The sequence below is a fragment of the Streptomyces sp. TLI_185 genome (assembly GCF_003814765.1).
Classification (GTDB): domain Bacteria; phylum Actinomycetota; class Actinomycetes; order Streptomycetales; family Streptomycetaceae; genus Streptomyces.
In genome coordinates, this window is record NZ_RKRB01000001.1 from 2,325,627 (window position 1) to 2,339,667 (window position 14,041).

At 70.8% G+C, this 14,041-nt stretch carries 15 protein-coding genes; 1 reads left to right on the forward strand and 14 read right to left on the reverse strand.

Features of this window, described 5'->3' with window-relative positions:
• Positions 1 to 406 precede the first annotated feature (406 nt).
• A complete protein-coding gene (locus tag EDD92_RS10580) occupies positions 407 to 1,768 on the forward strand; it encodes a helix-turn-helix domain-containing protein (RefSeq protein ID WP_123964051.1) in 1,362 nt (453 codons plus the stop codon).
• 40 nt (positions 1,769 to 1,808) lie between these two features.
• Here EDD92_RS10580 and EDD92_RS10585 read toward each other — a convergent pair whose 3' ends face one another.
• The 14 genes from EDD92_RS10585 to EDD92_RS10645 form a co-directional block, all read right to left on the reverse strand.
• Positions 1,809 to 2,414 carry a DJ-1/PfpI family protein gene (locus EDD92_RS10585; protein ID WP_123964052.1) on the reverse strand — a complete coding sequence of 202 codons (606 nt, stop codon included), beginning with the start codon at positions 2,412 to 2,414 and terminating at the stop codon, positions 1,809 to 1,811.
• 2 nt (positions 2,415 to 2,416) lie between these two features.
• Positions 2,417 to 4,096, reverse strand: coding sequence for a thiamine pyrophosphate-binding protein (locus tag EDD92_RS10590; RefSeq protein ID WP_123964053.1), 1,680 nt, complete (start codon positions 4,094 to 4,096; stop codon positions 2,417 to 2,419).
• A gap of 30 nt (positions 4,097 to 4,126) precedes the next feature.
• Positions 4,127 to 4,972: a type 1 glutamine amidotransferase domain-containing protein gene (locus EDD92_RS10595; RefSeq protein ID WP_123964054.1), complete on the reverse strand. Its 846-nt coding sequence runs from the start codon at positions 4,970 to 4,972 to the stop codon at positions 4,127 to 4,129.
• 232 nt (positions 4,973 to 5,204) lie between these two features.
• On the reverse strand, positions 5,205 to 6,857 hold the full coding sequence (gene mdlC / locus EDD92_RS10600; protein WP_123964055.1) for a benzoylformate decarboxylase: 1,653 nt from the start codon (positions 6,855 to 6,857) through the stop codon (positions 5,205 to 5,207).
• A gap of 5 nt (positions 6,858 to 6,862) precedes the next feature.
• Positions 6,863 to 8,251: an FAD-binding oxidoreductase gene (locus tag EDD92_RS10605; protein ID WP_123964056.1), complete on the reverse strand. Its 1,389-nt coding sequence runs from the start codon at positions 8,249 to 8,251 to the stop codon at positions 6,863 to 6,865.
• A 105-nt stretch (positions 8,252 to 8,356) separates the two neighbouring features.
• A complete protein-coding gene (locus EDD92_RS10610) occupies positions 8,357 to 8,653 on the reverse strand; it encodes a hypothetical protein (RefSeq protein WP_123964057.1) in 297 nt (98 codons plus the stop codon).
• On the reverse strand, positions 8,650 to 9,282 hold the full coding sequence (locus EDD92_RS10615) for an NADPH-dependent F420 reductase (protein ID WP_123964058.1): 633 nt from the start codon (positions 9,280 to 9,282) through the stop codon (positions 8,650 to 8,652). The genes EDD92_RS10610 and EDD92_RS10615 overlap by 4 nt, the downstream gene beginning before the upstream one ends.
• 12 nt (positions 9,283 to 9,294) lie before the next feature.
• Positions 9,295 to 9,693 (reverse strand): cupin domain-containing protein, encoded by a 399-nt coding sequence (locus EDD92_RS10620; protein ID WP_123964059.1) that lies wholly within the window; start codon positions 9,691 to 9,693, stop codon positions 9,295 to 9,297.
• Positions 9,694 to 9,712: 19 nt separating this feature from the next.
• A complete protein-coding gene (locus EDD92_RS10625) occupies positions 9,713 to 10,948 on the reverse strand; it encodes an MFS transporter (protein WP_185123983.1) in 1,236 nt (411 codons plus the stop codon).
• Entirely contained in the window at positions 10,935 to 11,642 is a 708-nt protein-coding gene (locus EDD92_RS10630; RefSeq protein ID WP_123964061.1) for an EthD family reductase, read from the reverse strand. The genes EDD92_RS10625 and EDD92_RS10630 overlap by 14 nt, the downstream gene beginning before the upstream one ends.
• Positions 11,643 to 11,675: 33 nt before the next feature.
• Positions 11,676 to 11,984, reverse strand: coding sequence for a muconolactone Delta-isomerase (locus tag EDD92_RS10635; protein WP_030947702.1), 309 nt, complete (start codon positions 11,982 to 11,984; stop codon positions 11,676 to 11,678).
• Positions 11,985 to 12,008: 24 nt separating this feature from the next.
• On the reverse strand, positions 12,009 to 13,043 hold the full coding sequence (locus EDD92_RS10640; protein WP_260326465.1) for an ankyrin repeat domain-containing protein: 1,035 nt from the start codon (positions 13,041 to 13,043) through the stop codon (positions 12,009 to 12,011).
• Positions 13,040 to 13,477, reverse strand: coding sequence for a nuclear transport factor 2 family protein (locus EDD92_RS51030; protein ID WP_260326467.1), 438 nt, complete (start codon positions 13,475 to 13,477; stop codon positions 13,040 to 13,042). The genes EDD92_RS10640 and EDD92_RS51030 overlap by 4 nt, the downstream gene beginning before the upstream one ends.
• Positions 13,478 to 13,504: 27 nt before the next feature.
• A complete protein-coding gene (locus EDD92_RS10645; RefSeq protein ID WP_123964063.1) occupies positions 13,505 to 13,957 on the reverse strand; it encodes a nuclear transport factor 2 family protein in 453 nt (150 codons plus the stop codon).
• Positions 13,958 to 14,041 lie beyond the last annotated feature (84 nt).

Here is a 14,041-nt window from a genome sequence, read left to right on the forward strand (position 1 = left end):
CGGTCCGTTTTCCCTCGCGGGCTCGACCGTCTGCACGGACGCCCCTCCTTCTGCGAGGAAGGTCCCGCCGCCGACCAGTCCGGCGACGAAGAGCACAGCCACAAGTATTGCGGCGAGTTTGTGAATCACTCCTTTTCTCCATTCCCCCTAGAGGTTTTTATTTACGATACGAGTCAATCGAACATTACATCGTTAGTCAAGTGCATTTCAGTAAAATGGAGACGGTATTGGAATTATTGGAATCGGAATTTCCGTGTCCTGTTCGCGTACACGGCAACCACAAGCGGAGCAGGGTGTTTTCGGCCGCTCCCGGCCACAGCCCGGTCAAGCCCATTGGCGTGGCCCAGTCATGCTGGTATTGTGATCTATGACACCTGAAGTCATGCGCTCACCCCTGGGAAGCCAAATGGATCAAACGGAAAGCGTGTCTCCGGTCGAGTTGGGCAGGCGCATCCGGACCCTCCGCGTCAAACTCGGACTGAAGCAGCAGGATCTGGCCTCCTCGGATATCTCGGCGAGCTACATCTCGCTCATCGAATCAGGGAAAAGGGCTCCCTCGGATGCGGTGCTCTCCGCGCTCGCCGGGAAACTGGGGTGCTCGCCGGACCATCTGCGCACCGGTCGCGACGACCATGCCCTGGAGGACACCAGGCTGAAGCTCTCTTTCGCCGAAATGGCGCTGCGGAACGGCGACAACGGCGAGGCCCTGCAGGCCTTCGGTGAACTCCTCGCCAAACCCGCCCTGCTGGACCCGCACATGCGGCTGCGCGCCCGCATCGGTCAGGCGACCTCGCTGGAGAAGCTCGACCGGATCGAGGCCGCCATCCCCGTACTGGAGGAGCTCGGCAAGGACCCGTCTCTCGCGGCCGGCTCCGACGAGTGGTGCCGCGTCCAGGTCGCCCTCAGCCGCTGCTACCGCAACATGGGCGACATCACCCTCGGCATCGAGATCGGCGAGCGGGCCATGGCCAGGCTGGATGCGCTCGGCCTGGACGTCACCGTGGACCACATCCAGGTCGGTGCGACGCTCATCGGGTCGTACCTCATGCGCGGCGACATCACCCGCGCCCACCTTCTCGCCCAGAAGCTCGTTCCGGTGGCGGAGGACCACGGCGGACGCGCCGGCCGCGGCGCGGTGTACTGGAACGCCGGGCTGGTCGCCCTCTCCAGGCGGCAGCTCCCCGAGGCGCTCGCGCTCACCGAGCGGGCCCTGGCGATGATGGCCGACGACGACAACCTGCGGCATGTGGCGATGCTCAAGATGACGGTCGCCTGGCTGGAGCTGCAGTCCGACGTGCCCGACCCGGCCCGGGCGCTGGAACTCCTCGAGGCCGCGGGCCAGACGCTCGCGGAGCTCGGCACCGCCGTGGAGCAGGCCAGGTGCGAGATCTGCCTGATCGACGCGAACACCCAGCTCGGCCGGTGGGACGAGGCGGTCTCCCACGCCCGGCGCGCCCTCGGACTGCTCAGCTCGGGTCCGCGCGTCGAGGCGGTCGGGGCACGCGTCAGGATCGCCGAGATCCATCTGCTGCGCGGGGAGACGGAGGAGGGCCTGCAGGGCCTGCACGCGGCGACCCGCCAGCTGAGGCATTTCGCGGCGTCGTACGAGACCGCGCAGGAATGGCGCCACCTCGGTGACGTGTGGAAGCGCCAGGGCCGCGCGAAGGAGGCCCTGGACGCCTACGACCAGGCGCTGCAGGCCTCCGGGATGCCCACGACCTACGATCCCGCGCAGGCCCTGACCGGCCAGCAGCAGCACCAGAGCTGACCGACCTGCCCGGCGCGTTCCCCCGTGAGTGTTCATCAGCTCACCGCGCCCACAAGCCGGTGCCGGCGCTTCTTGTCCCGTGTGCGGCGAGCAGGTCGATGATGGTGCGTGCGAAGAGATGGCAGTGCTCGCCGGTGCGGGCCGTGACGAGGTCGTCGTCGACGACGACGTCCTGGTCGACGTAGCTGCCGCCCATGTTGCGCAGGTCGCCCAGCAGGTTGTTGTGCACCACGGCGCGCCGGCCGCGGACCAGTCCGGGCACCGGGGCCGCGAGCCACATGCCGTGGCAGATGACGCCCTTGAGGATGGCGGGGTCGGCGAACGCGCGGCGCAGGAACCGTGCGGCGGGCGGGAGTCGGTCCGGGTCCTCGGTGTAGCGCAGCCGGTCGGCGACCATCCCGGAGGGGACGATGACGGCGCTGAACTCCTTCAGCGCGAACTCGTCGACGTCCTCGAAGGATTCGGTGACCGTGAACGGCATCCGGTGCTCGTGTCCCTGGAAGGTCATCTCCTTCTCGCCCCACAGCCGGGACAGGAAGTGGACCTCGGCGCCCTCTTCGGGGAAACGGCGCGCGTAGTAGAGGATCTCGGGTTCGTAGAAGTCGCTCTCCATCAGTACGGCGATCTTGTGACCCGTCAGTCGCACCGTTACCGTCCCCTCCCCCGTTCGGTGACCAGGTCGATCAGGAACGGGCCGCGGTGCGACAGCGCCTCGTCGACGGCCGCCGCGACCTGGCCCGGTTTCTCCACGCGCAGGGCGGGCACGCCCAGGGACCTCGACAGGGCGACGAAGTCGATGGCCGGCCGGGAGAGGTCGAAGATCCCCGGGTGTGCGTGGACCGGGATCCCCTGCTCCCTCCAGTACTGGTCGATGTTGAGCTCCAGCAGCCGGTAGCTGCTGTTGTTGCAGACGACGAACTTGGCGCCGATGTCGTGCCGGGCCGCCGTCCACAGGGCCTGGAAGGTGTACATGCTGCCGCCGTCGCCGGTGAAGCCCACCACCGTGGCGTCGGGGCGGGCGAGTTGGGCGCCCAGAGCGCCGGGGATGCCGACGCCGAGGGAACCGCCGCGGGTCTGGTGCCAGCGGCCGGGCTCGGCCGCCGGAAGGGGCCCGAAGAGGTCCGGTGAGGCGGTGAGGGACTCGTCGAACAGGACGATGTCGTCCGGGAGCCGGGCCGCCAGCTCCTCGGCGAAGGCGATGTGCGGGAGTTCCGCCGTGTCGGCCCGTTCACGGGAGCCGCGGGCGGCGGCCGCCCGGGCCTCGGCCCGCTCGGCGGCACCTCGTCGCAGCCGGTCCTGCGCGGCCGTACGCTCGTCGCGGCTCATCCGGGCCTCGATCGCTTCGGCGAGCAGCGCGAGAGACCGCTTCGGGTCGGCGACTAGGCCGAGGTCGACGGGGAAGTTCTTGGCGATGGCGTCGGTGTCCAGGTCGATGTGGACCACCGGCGCGCCCTCGCCGAAGACGCCCTCCAGGGCCGGGAAGACCTCGGGCAGCGCATAGGTGCCGCACAGCAGGACGGCGTCCGCCGTACCCGTGACACGACGGCTGCTCTCGCCGAACATGTGGCCCAACTGGCCTGCGTAGGCGGGGTGTTCGACGGACAGGTTCACCTCGGCCCAGTCGGCGCCCCACACCTCCGCGCCCCACACCGAGGCCAGTCGCCCCAACTCCTCCTGTGCGCCCGAGAAGTGGATCCCGTCGCCCGCGATCACGATCGGTTTGCGCGCCCCGGCGAGCAGCTCCGCCGCCCGTGCCAGCGACTGCGGGTCTGGTGCGGAGGCGGTGTCGGGGTAGGACACCGGCACCGCCTCCTCGCGGGTGGGCCGGTCCATCACGTCGGCGGGCAGCACGACGAGGACCGGCCCGTACGGCGGGGTGCCGGCCACCTTGAACGCGCGGCGCAGCACCCTCAGCGTGGAGTCGGGGTCGACGACCCGCGTCGCCCACTTGGTCACCGGCTCGGCCATGGCCACCAGGTCGGCGGCCATCTGCGCCTCCATGGCGTCGTAGCGCAGGCCGGCCTCGCCGACCAGGACGACGAGCGGGGCGTGGCCGCGCTTCGCCTGGTAGAGCATGCCGATGCCGTTGCCGAGGCCCACCCCGGAGTGCAGCTGGACCACGGCCGGGCGGCGGGTGGCGCGGGCGTAGCCGTCCGCCATGCCGACGGCCACCGCCTCCTGCAGGGTCAGCACGTACTCGATGCCGGGGAAGTGGCGCAGCTCGTCCAGGAAGCCCTGCTCCACCGTGCCGGGATTGCCGAACATGTACGGCACCCCGTCGACGGCGAGCTGTTCGAGGAACGCCGCCCGGGCCGGCCTGCTGTCCATGGTGGTACCGCCTCTCGTCGGGATCGGTGGCTACGACTGGGCGGCGGCCCGGAAGCCCCACTGGCGCAGGCCCTGGTCGAGCACCTCGACCGTCTTCTGGCCGGTGAGATAGGAGTCGGGCGTCGAACGCCCGGTGATGAACGGGTAGTCGACGATCACCGAGGTCGTCTTGCCGAAGTTGCCGTGGTAGGCGCCGCCGGGTGCGGTCGCGTCCCGCAGGATGTACTCCAGCGGGTACGGCGGCGGGCCCATGTTGAAGTCGGTGCCGACGAACCCGGTGCCGTCGAGGTAGTCGTACTCGATGCAGTGCCCGGTGACGTGCTTGCCGCGGATGATGCTCTCCCGGTCCTCCTGGTCGCGGGCGAAGGCCAGGCAGGCCACGCCGTAGCACTCGGCGGCGATCGGGCGGTCCAGGTGGTGGAAGGCGAGGATCAGGTCGTGGACGCGCCAGTTGTTGGCGAGGTCGACGATCGGGCCGCTGCCGCCCACGATGAGGAGGGCGTCGTAGCGGTCGGCGATCTGCTCGCGGACCTTCTCCACGCGGCTGTTGTACGCCTCCCAGTCGCGCAGGAAGTACGGCTTGGAACGGTAGGGCCGGTCGGGCAGCCAGGAGGACAGGTCGAGGGGGTTGTCGAGGCGGTCGGAGGCCTCGACGGCCTTGACCTTCGCCGCCATCTCCGGGGTCGTGACGGAGCGGCCGAGCGGCGGGTCGACGTAGTCGGGGTCCATGCTCGGGGGCAGCGCCACGGGCCGCTTGCCGGTCGGGGTGGCGAAGGTGAGGTGGTAGCCCGCCTTGTCGAAGGTCTCCAGGGGGCCGATGAGTTCCTCGCCCCAGTAGCCGTACTCGGACAGGACGACGAGGATGCGCCTGCTCATGAGGTTCCTCTCGGTCGGCTGGGTCGGCGTTCGGTTCGGACGCTTGAACTGCCGAACTCATGTCTAGTTTTCGGAGTTTGGCCGGTACCAGGAGGGAGGGCTCCGGGTGCCGCACATCCCCAAGTGGCAGACCGCACTACGGCAAATCGGGCCCTGGCCGGGGCTGTTGTCCACTGCGCAACGAAGGACGCCCCCCGCGCTGGGCGGAGGGCGTCGGATGTCGGTGTGCGGGTCAGAGGCGGAACAGTCCCGGGTCGGCGACCACGACGTCGAGGAGGACCGGGCCGTCGGCCGTCAGGGCGCTGCGCAGGGACTCGCGGAGGTTCTCCGGAGTCTCGATGCGTTCGCCGCGCACGCCGAAGCCGCGGGCCAGCTGGGCCATGTCGACGCCGCTGAGGTCCCAGCCCTTCTGCCAGGACTTCTGGTCCTGGAGGTAGTACTTGAGGGACAGATAGCCGGAGTTGTCGGGGATGACGAAGGTGACCGGCAGCCGGTGCTGGGCCGCCGTCCACAGGGCGTGCAGGGTGTACTGGGCCGAGCCCTCGCCGACCACGACCACGGCACGCTTCTCGGGGTGCGCGAGGGCGTAGCCGACGGCTCCGGCGAAGGGGAAGCCGAGGGCGCCGCTGGCCGTGGCGAAGTAGCCGTTGTCCGCGCCGAGCGGTATCTGCTCGTGGAAGTCGGCGCGGGCGATGGGCAGTTCCTCGAACAGCTGGGCGTCGTCGGGGAGTTCCTGGGAGAGGACGTGGAAGAGGTACGCCTGGGTCAGCGGCGTCGAGGGCTCGGGGATCGCCACCGGCTCGCGCACCGGGGCGAGTTCGACGCGCTCGCGCTGCTCCACCAGCGGCACCAGCCCCTTCACGACAGCGCCGGGCGGGGCCACGAAGCTGGTGTTCGCGAGGGTGGCCGCGGCCGCCTGCGGGTTGTCCGTGACGTGCAGGAACCGCACGTCAGGCGTGAGTTGAGGCCGAGGCGTCCTGTCCAGGTCCGCGGGTGCCGTCGAGAACAGGTCCCACGCCGTGAACAGCGTGAACGCCGGGCCGCCGAGGACGACGACCACGTCGTGCTGCTCGGCGAGCCGCTGGTTGACCAGCTCGGGGATGGGCGGCAGGACCCCGGCGAACAGGGGGTGGTTCTCCGGGAACGCGCCGCGGTTCCACACGGGGGCGCCCCACACGCGCGCGTTCAGCTTCTCGGCCAAGGCGATCAGGTCGCCGCGCGCGCCCTGCGCGTCGACCGGGCCGCCGGCCACCAGACCGGGCCGTTCGGCGCCGTTGAGCGCTTCGGCGATGCGGGCGAGGACCGCCGGATCCGGTACGACGGCGCTCTCCACCTCGGCGATCCGCACCGGCTCCGGATCGGCCGGGCGGACCCAGTCGTCCTCGGGGACGGCCACGAACACCGGGCCCTGCGGGGCCTGTTTGGCGATCTGGTAGGCCTGGGCGATCAGCGCGGGCACGTCCTGCGGACGCCCGGGCTCGCCGGCCCACTTGATGTACGGCTTGGGCAGCTGGGTGGCGTCCTTGGCGACGAGGAAGGGGTCCCCGAGGAGCATCTTGCGGGCCTGCTGTCCGCCGAGGATGACCATCGGCGTGTTCGCCGCGGCCGCCGTGTAGACGCTGCCCATGGCGTTGCCGAGGCCCGGTCCGCCGTTGATGAGGACGAGGGCGGGTTCACCAGTGCCCTGGGCGTAGCCGTCCGCCATACCGACGACGGCGGCCTCCTGCAGGCCCATGACGAAGCGGAACTCGTCCTCGGGCCAGTACTCGAACAGCTTCATCTCGGTGTGGCTGGGGTTGCTGAAGACGGTGGTCAGACCTAAGGCGCGCAGGACGTCCAGGGTCGCGTCCCGCACGGTGCGGGCGGTGCTCGCCACTTCGGTCATGGTGATCAGGCTCCTGAGTTCGTGTCAGTCGGTGCGAGCGCCGCCACCGCGCTGAAGACGTGGTCCGGGTCGTAGCGTTCCTTGGTCTTCAGCAGCCGTGCGGCGCCCGGGCCGAACGCGGCCGTGGCGCGCCGGCTCTCCTTGGGGCCGAGCAGATTGGGGTAGCCGCCGGGCAGCGCGTGCTCGGCGAACGCGGTGGACACCTCGCGCGCCCAGCGCCGGTGCGGCGCCGCACCTTCGGCGCCCTCCCAGGCCGCGGCGACCTCGACCAGCAGATGGTCCCGGCGCAGTGCGAAGGCGGTGTCTGCGGCCGGTACGCGGGCGGCGGCACCGTGGAAGTGGTGGATGTACAGGCCGGAGTACGGCGAGGTCGCGGTGGCCGCCGCTTCGACGATCAACTCTGCGGTCGTGTCTGTGAGTTCGGGCAGCCACTGGGTGCCCATCTCGTTGTGCCGGCCGTCGACGACGACCTGGTCGAACATCCCGAGGACGCCCGCGTACTCCTGGGGGCAGACCTGTCCGGCCAGGGGGGTGCCGAGGGCGGCGAAGCGGTCGATGACCGGGCGGCCCCGGGCGATGTCGCCGCACCACACCGGCAGGACGTAGATCAGGGGCTGTCCGTCGGGTCCGCCGAAGAAGCCGGTCATGACGGTCAGTTCGTCGGCGGCCGAGGCGATGATCTCGCGGTAGCCGCGCAGGACGGAGGCGGCCTGCGCGAGCGGGTAGAGGATCATCCCGGCGAGGACGGTGCTGATGGGGTGCAGGCGCACGCGCAGTTCGGTGACGACGCCGAAGTTGCCGCCTCCGCCGCGCAGCGCCCAGAACAGGTCGGGGTTCTGCTCGGCACTGGCGACGATGGGGCGGCCGTCGGCGAGCACGACCCGCGCGGCGACCAGGTTGTCCAGGGCGAGTCCGCACCGGCCGGCGAGCAGCCCGTAGCCGCCGCCGAGGGTGAGGCCCGCGAAGCCGACCGCCTTGACGGTGCCGGTGACGGGGGCGAGCCCGAGGGCCCGCGTCGCCTCGACGAGGTCGCCGGCCCGCGCACCGCCCTGCGCCACGGCGGTGCGGGCGGCCCGGTCGACGGTGACCCGGCGCATCGCGGACAGGTCGATCATCAGGCCGTCGTCCGTGGTCGCCCGGCCCGCCCAGTCGTGGCCGCCGCCGCGGACGGTCAGCGGCAGCCGGTGTGTGCGGGCGATGCGGACCGCCCAGGTCACGTCGGTCTCGTCGGCGGGCCGGACGATGACCGCGGGCCGTGCGTCGACCGCGCCGTTCCACAGACGCCGCGCCGGCTCGTAGGACGGGTCGCCCGGCGCGAGCACGTTCCCCGTGAGGGTGGTGCGCAGTGCGCGTACGGCGGCCGCCGACGCGGGAGTGGTCGTTGAGGGTGCCATGGCTCCCACTTCTCTTCTTGTCGACAGGTGGGCCGGGCCGGCTCCGGATCCCTCACAGTCCTGGAGCCGGCCCGGCCGGGGAGGAAAGCCCGAGGTGAAGGCGGATCAGCTCTCGATCAGCTCGTAGCGGCCGGGCTGTACGGTCTCCAGGTCGACGGCGGCGAGGAAGTCCTGTGTCTCGGAGGCGGCGAAGAAGGCCGCGATGGTGGCCTCGGCGTCCTCGGGGGACGCCCAGTGGACGGTCACCAGGTACTCGCCGTCGGCGCCGCGGGCGGTCGAGCGGGCGAGAAAGCCGGGGCGGGCCTCCAGGTACTCCTTCTCCATCGTGCGGTTGAGCTGCTGGAACTCGGCGTCGTCGACTTCCGCGCGCAGCTTGAACCGGATGGTCTCCACAGTGGTCATGTGCTCCACCTCTCTTGGGCGAGACGTGCGTCGAGGGGGCGGTTGAAGACGGGGGTGCCGGGCTGCTGCCGGCGTCCTCCCCCGGCGAGGGAGCCCGTCGGCAGGGGTGCGAAGCCGAGTTCGTCGAGGAGTTCGGTGACGAGCCGGTTGGCCTCGGGGTCGTCGCCCGCGACGAACAGCGCGGTCCGCTCCTCGCGGGGTGCGCCCGGCCGGGCGAGGTCGAGCAGGTACTTGTAGTTGAGGGTGTTGACCGCCTTGACCACGCGGGCGCCCGGAAGGTGGGCGGCGATCAGCTCGGAGGAGGTGGTGCGGTCCGACTCCAGGTCGGGGAAAGCGCCGTCCCTGCCGGGCGTGTAGTTGGTGGTGTCGACGACGACCTTCCCGGCGAGCGCGTCGGCCGGCAGGGTCTCGTAGGCGCCGAACGGAATGGCCACCACGACGAGCGGGTCGCCGAAGGCGATCGCCTCCTCCACGGTGGCCGCCCGCGCCCGCCCGCCGATTTCCGCGACCAGCCCGGCGAGGGAGCCGGGCCCGCGCCGGTTGGCGACGGCGATCTCGTGTCCGGCGGCGGTGAGCAGACGGGCGAGGGTGCCGCCGATCTCGCCGCTGCCCAGGATGCCGATCCTCATGTGCGGGTCCTCTCACGCGCCCGGGCGGTTGTACGCGTACGACTCGTTGGTGTCGGCCTCGTCGGGGACGAATTCGGTGACGACGTCCTTCGCGGCATGGATGTTGACCATGCGGGCCCGGCCGGGGCCGAGGTTGGCGAACTTGTGCGGCATTCCGGCCGGTACGACGCAGATGTCGTCCGGGGTCGCGTCGACGCTCTCGCCGCCGGCCTCCAGCCGTACCGTGCCCTCGACGATCACGAAGATCTCCTCGTAGGGGTGGGTGTGGCGCGGGGGCCCTGCGTCGGTCGCGACGTCGACGATGAACGCCGAGACGCTGAGACCGGGATGGTCGCTCGCGTTGAGGATGTGGGCGGCCACCTCTCCGTTGATCTGCACGGTGGGCAGGCTGTTCTTCGCGATGATCTGCATGGGTGGGTCCTCGGGGTCCTCAGGTGGGATCGGCGACGGGGTCGGCGACCGGGGACACCGCCTGGACGGGCGCGTCGGCAGCCGGACGCAGACGCGTCGCGGCCCAGGTCGCGGGCAGCGCCACGACCATGACGATCAGGGCGAGTACGAACACCGAGTCGACGCCGTGGGCCTCCACGGCCCAGCCGCCGGCGGCCGCTCCCCCGGCGATGCCCGCGTTGACGGCGGAGGCGCCGAGGGTGGCCGCCAGGTCGCCGCCGGGTCCGGCCAGGGTGATCACCCGGAGCTGGAAGGAGGGCACCAGGCCGAAGCCGACGAGCCCCCACACGGCGAGCGCGACGGCGGTCAGCGCCGGGTTGTCGCCGACGTAGTGCAGGGCGGTGAGGATGAGCGCGAGGGCGATATTGGCCACCACCAGCGTGGTGGCCGCCCCGCGGTCGGCGAACCGGCCGCCGCCGAACACGCCGACGGCACTGGCGATGCCGTAGATCAGCAGGAAGGCGCTGACCGCGCCGCCGGAGATGCCGGTGACGTCCTCCAGGTAGGAGGCGAGGTAGGTGAAGGCGGCGAACTGGCCGCCGAGCAGCAGCAGTCCGACTCCCAGCTGGGCCAGCACCCTTGGTGCGAAGGCGTGTCGGGCCTGTGAGCCGAGCCCGGTGGGCCCGGTCAGGCCGACCCTCGGGACGAAGGCGAGCGTGGCGACCAGGGCCAGCGCGCCGAGGGCGACGATGCCGACGAAGGTGGCCTGCCAGCCGATCGCGTTGCCGACCAGGGTGCCGAGCGGTACGCCGATGACGGTGGAGACGGCGATCCCGCCGAACACCATGGCCACGGCCCGGCCCTGCTGCCCGGCCGGGACCAGGTGCGCGGCGAGCGCCGAGGCGACGCCGATGAACAGTCCGTGGATGGCGCCGGTGATGACGCGCGCCACGATCAGCGCGCCGAAGCTGGTCGTGACCGCGGCGAGCAGGTTCCCGACGAGGAACACGGACAGCGCCGACCACAGCAGCAGATGGCGGCCGAGCCGGATGGTCACGGCCGTGAGCAGGGGGCCGCCGATGCAGATGCCGAGGGCGTAGGCAGTGACCAGCAGGCCGGCCGTGCCGACCGAGACGCCGGTGTCCTTGGCGATGAGGTTCAGGATGCCGACGATGACGAGTTCCGCCGTGCCGATGACGAACGCGCCCAGGGCGAGGGTCGCGAGGGCGAGCTGAGTGCGCCCCTGGTTTTTGTCCGTGTGCTCAGCCGTGTTCACGTGCGCTGTCCTCCGAGCCGATGATCCAGTGCTCCTTGACCGCCATGTGGTGCAGATAGCGGGGCTGTACGAAGGTGACGAGGTCGTCCTTGGCCCTGGCGTACTCCTCGGAGGCCGCGGCCTTCTCCAGGTCTTCGAGACTGTCGAAGGAGAGCAGGTAGGCGGCGTCGAGGAGGGCCTCGCCGATGGCGTAGGCGCCGTCCCGGGTGAAGCACTGGAGGTAGCGGCGCAGGCCCGGCACCTGGAGCATCAGCTCGGCGTGCTCGCCGAGGCTCCGCTCGCGGAACTGCTCCACGGTGGTGCCCTCGGTGCGCTTGACCAGGGCGACGATCTTCACGCCGTCCTCGGGCGCCGGGTGGTCGCCGGCCCGCAGGACGTGTGCGTCGGTGTCCAGGACGACGGTGCGCCAGAAGGCGGCCCACCTGGGCTCGTCGAGCCGGGCACCCTCCAGGAACTCCGGGGTCTGCAGGGAGGCGAGCTGGTCCTCGTCGTTCTCCAGCCAGATCTCCGCGATGCCGCTCCACAGCGGGTCGTCAGGTTCCGGGCCGAAGGGAATGCGGGTGTCGATCAGGTACTTCCTGATCTGGGGGATCTTGCTCGCGTACTGCACCGCGTGCACGTCGACCCAGTAGTCCTGGAACTCCTGCTCGGACATTCCGGGTTTGGGGTGGGCGAAGATCAGCTGGTGGATCATGACGGTCTCCAGGGGAGTCGGTCGGACGGTCGGTCAGACCTTGTAGGCCTTCTTCACGTCCTCGGCGAAGCCGAGGTAGTCCCGCAGCGGCCAGACCTCCTCGAACTCGAGGTACTCGCGCATCGGCAGCCGGCCGAGCGCGGTCCGGTCCAGTTCCTCGGCGCTCGGGGACTCGATGATGCCGATCACCCGCTTCTGCGCGGCGACCTTCCACAGGCCGACGGCGAAGCCGGAGTCGAGGGTCTCCTGGGCGTGTTCGGCCTCTTCGCGCTCGATCTCCCAGAGCTCGTCCAGGGAGATCCGTCCCTCGTGGTTCCAGCGCATCTGGACGTAGAACAACATGGGTGATCCTTAAGGGAGTCGGGGTCAGGCCGCCGCGAGTGCCGCGATCCGCCCGGTGATCGGGTCGTCGTCGCCGAAGACCTCGACGGCCAGGTCGAGCGGGGTCTTGCCGTCGTGGCCGACCAGGTCGGTGCGGGCGCCGGCGTCGAGCAGGACGGTCACGCAGTCGGCGTAGCCGTGCCACAGGGCGTCGTGCAGCGGGGTGTAGCCGTTGGTGGCGCCCTGGAAGTCGAGGTCGATGCCCGGGTGGGCGACCAGGTCGGCGGTGATGTCGGCGTGGCCGTTGTAGACGGCCTTGTGCAGCGGTACGGCGCCGAAGCAGGGCTCGACCGCGTTGATGTCGGCGCCCGCCCCCAGCAGCAGCCGGACGATCTCGCCGTGGCCGTCGCGGGAGGCGACGAGCAGCGGGGTGTGGGCGTCGTTGAACCCGTTGAGCATGGGGGCGCGGGCGTCCACCTCGGCGCCGTCGGCGAGGAGTCGGCGTACCGCCTCGGTGTCTCCGGCGGCGGTGGCGGCCATCAGGGGCTGGGCCTCGACGGCGCCCGCGTCGGCCTCCCGGCGCTCCTTCAGGAGCTGCTCGGCGCGCAGCAGCTTGTCCTTGCCGAAGGTGTTGACGTTCAGCTCGTAGGCGAAGTGCTCTTCGAGCGAGAAGCCGTAGTGGGTGTGGAGCTTGAGGCCCGCGCCCTGGTCGAGGAGGTACTCCACGAGGTCCGGGTACTTGTACCAGAGGGCGTCCATCAGCGGGGTGTGCCCGGTGGTGGGGGCCACGGCGTCCACGAAGGCGCCGGCTTCGACGAGCTGCCGGGTGACGTCCAGGCTGCCGCCCTGGCAGGCCTTGTGCAGGGCGGTGGCGCCGGCCCTGGTGTCGGCGGTGTGGACGTCGGCGCCGGAGGCGATCAGCGTCTCGGTCGTCGCCGGGTCGGCCTGGCCCGCGGCGATCATCAGGACGGTGAGCCCGGAGGAGTGCTCGCGCGTGCCCGGGTCGGCGCCCGCGTCGAGCAGCCGCTGGACCTCTTCGGTGGCGCGGCCGCGCACGGCCGCGATGAGAGCGGCGCTCATGAGGTCACCGCCCCGCCCCGGATGGCCCGGATGATCTGCGAGGGGTCGGTGTGGGACTCCCAGCGGACGATCCGGCCGTCGCGGACGGTCAGCCAGTGGGTGAAGATGATCTCGAAGTCGATGCCGGTCTCCTTGACCCGGGAGATCTCGTGGATGACCCCGGCGGCCTTCTCGCCCTCGACGACGAGGTCGAGCAGTTCCTCGGAGATCACGTCGCACTGACCGGCGAACACCCCGACGCTGTCCGCCACTTCGGCGCTGCCGTGCAGGGTGCCGATCCACTTCATGTCGTCGTTGTAGCCGGGCACGGGGCGGTAGTTGATCCATTCGACGTCGTCGGCGAGGAGCCCGAGCGCGGTGCCGAAGTCGCCGCTCGTCAGGGCGGCGAACCACCGCTTGGCAACGTCCCGGGTCTGCTCGGTGAGGTCGCTCATGTCGTCTCCTTGTGGCCGTTTCGCGGCCTACTGGCTGTCCGGAGGGGTCATGATCTGCTGGTTGCCGTCCGCCCACACCGCGGTCATCACCACGTCGCTGATGCGCCAGCCGGACCCACTGCGGGTCAGGCCGAAGCGGTAGCGGCCGCCGAGCGTCCAGGTCGGGCCGCCCTGGGCATTGGGCAGCAGGTGGGTGGCCTGGAAGTGGGCGGTGAGGACCGCCTCGTCCCCGTACACCTCGGCGATCTGGTTGCCGATCATGTGCTGGGTGGCCTGGAGATGGCCGAGGCCGGCCCGCCAGTCGGCGATGATCCGCTCGGGGGTGCTGCTCGTCGGCTCCCCGCCGAAGAGGCTCGTGTAGTCCAGGGTCACCTTCTCCGCGAGCAGGGCGGGCAGTGCCTCCCACTGGCGCAGGTCGACGTGCCACAGCATCCTGGTGCAGGTCTCGATCACGTCGATCCGGTCTTCGGCGGAAGTCATCGGCAACTCCGTGGGGGCGCGCCCGGGTTGAGGGCGGGCGTGACGATCGGTCCCGGCCGACGCTAGTGACGGGGCCGGAGACGA

Coding starts and splice junctions, on each gene's coding strand:
- EDD92_RS10580 (WP_123964051.1), top strand. CDS start 407: ATGGATCAAACGGAAAGCGTGTCTCCGGTCGAGTTGGGCAGGCGCATC.
- EDD92_RS10590 (WP_123964053.1), bottom strand. CDS start 4,096: ATGGACAGCAGGCCGGCCCGGGCGGCGTTCCTCGAACAGCTCGCCGTC.
- EDD92_RS10630 (WP_123964061.1), bottom strand. CDS start 11,642: ATGATCCACCAGCTGATCTTCGCCCACCCCAAACCCGGAATGTCCGAG.
- EDD92_RS10610 (WP_123964057.1), bottom strand. CDS start 8,653: ATGACCACTGTGGAGACCATCCGGTTCAAGCTGCGCGCGGAAGTCGAC.
- EDD92_RS51030 (WP_260326467.1), bottom strand. CDS start 13,477: ATGAGCGACCTCACCGAGCAGACCCGGGACGTTGCCAAGCGGTGGTTC.
- EDD92_RS10635 (WP_030947702.1), bottom strand. CDS start 11,984: ATGTTGTTCTACGTCCAGATGCGCTGGAACCACGAGGGACGGATCTCC.
- EDD92_RS10640 (WP_260326465.1), bottom strand. CDS start 13,043: ATGAGCGCCGCTCTCATCGCGGCCGTGCGCGGCCGCGCCACCGAAGAG.
- EDD92_RS10645 (WP_123964063.1), bottom strand. CDS start 13,957: ATGACTTCCGCCGAAGACCGGATCGACGTGATCGAGACCTGCACCAGG.
- mdlC (WP_123964055.1), bottom strand. CDS start 6,857: ATGACCGAAGTGGCGAGCACCGCCCGCACCGTGCGGGACGCGACCCTG.
- EDD92_RS10620 (WP_123964059.1), bottom strand. CDS start 9,693: ATGCAGATCATCGCGAAGAACAGCCTGCCCACCGTGCAGATCAACGGA.
- EDD92_RS10605 (WP_123964056.1), bottom strand. CDS start 8,251: ATGGCACCCTCAACGACCACTCCCGCGTCGGCGGCCGCCGTACGCGCA.
- EDD92_RS10615 (WP_123964058.1), bottom strand. CDS start 9,282: ATGAGGATCGGCATCCTGGGCAGCGGCGAGATCGGCGGCACCCTCGCC.
- EDD92_RS10595 (WP_123964054.1), bottom strand. CDS start 4,972: ATGAGCAGGCGCATCCTCGTCGTCCTGTCCGAGTACGGCTACTGGGGC.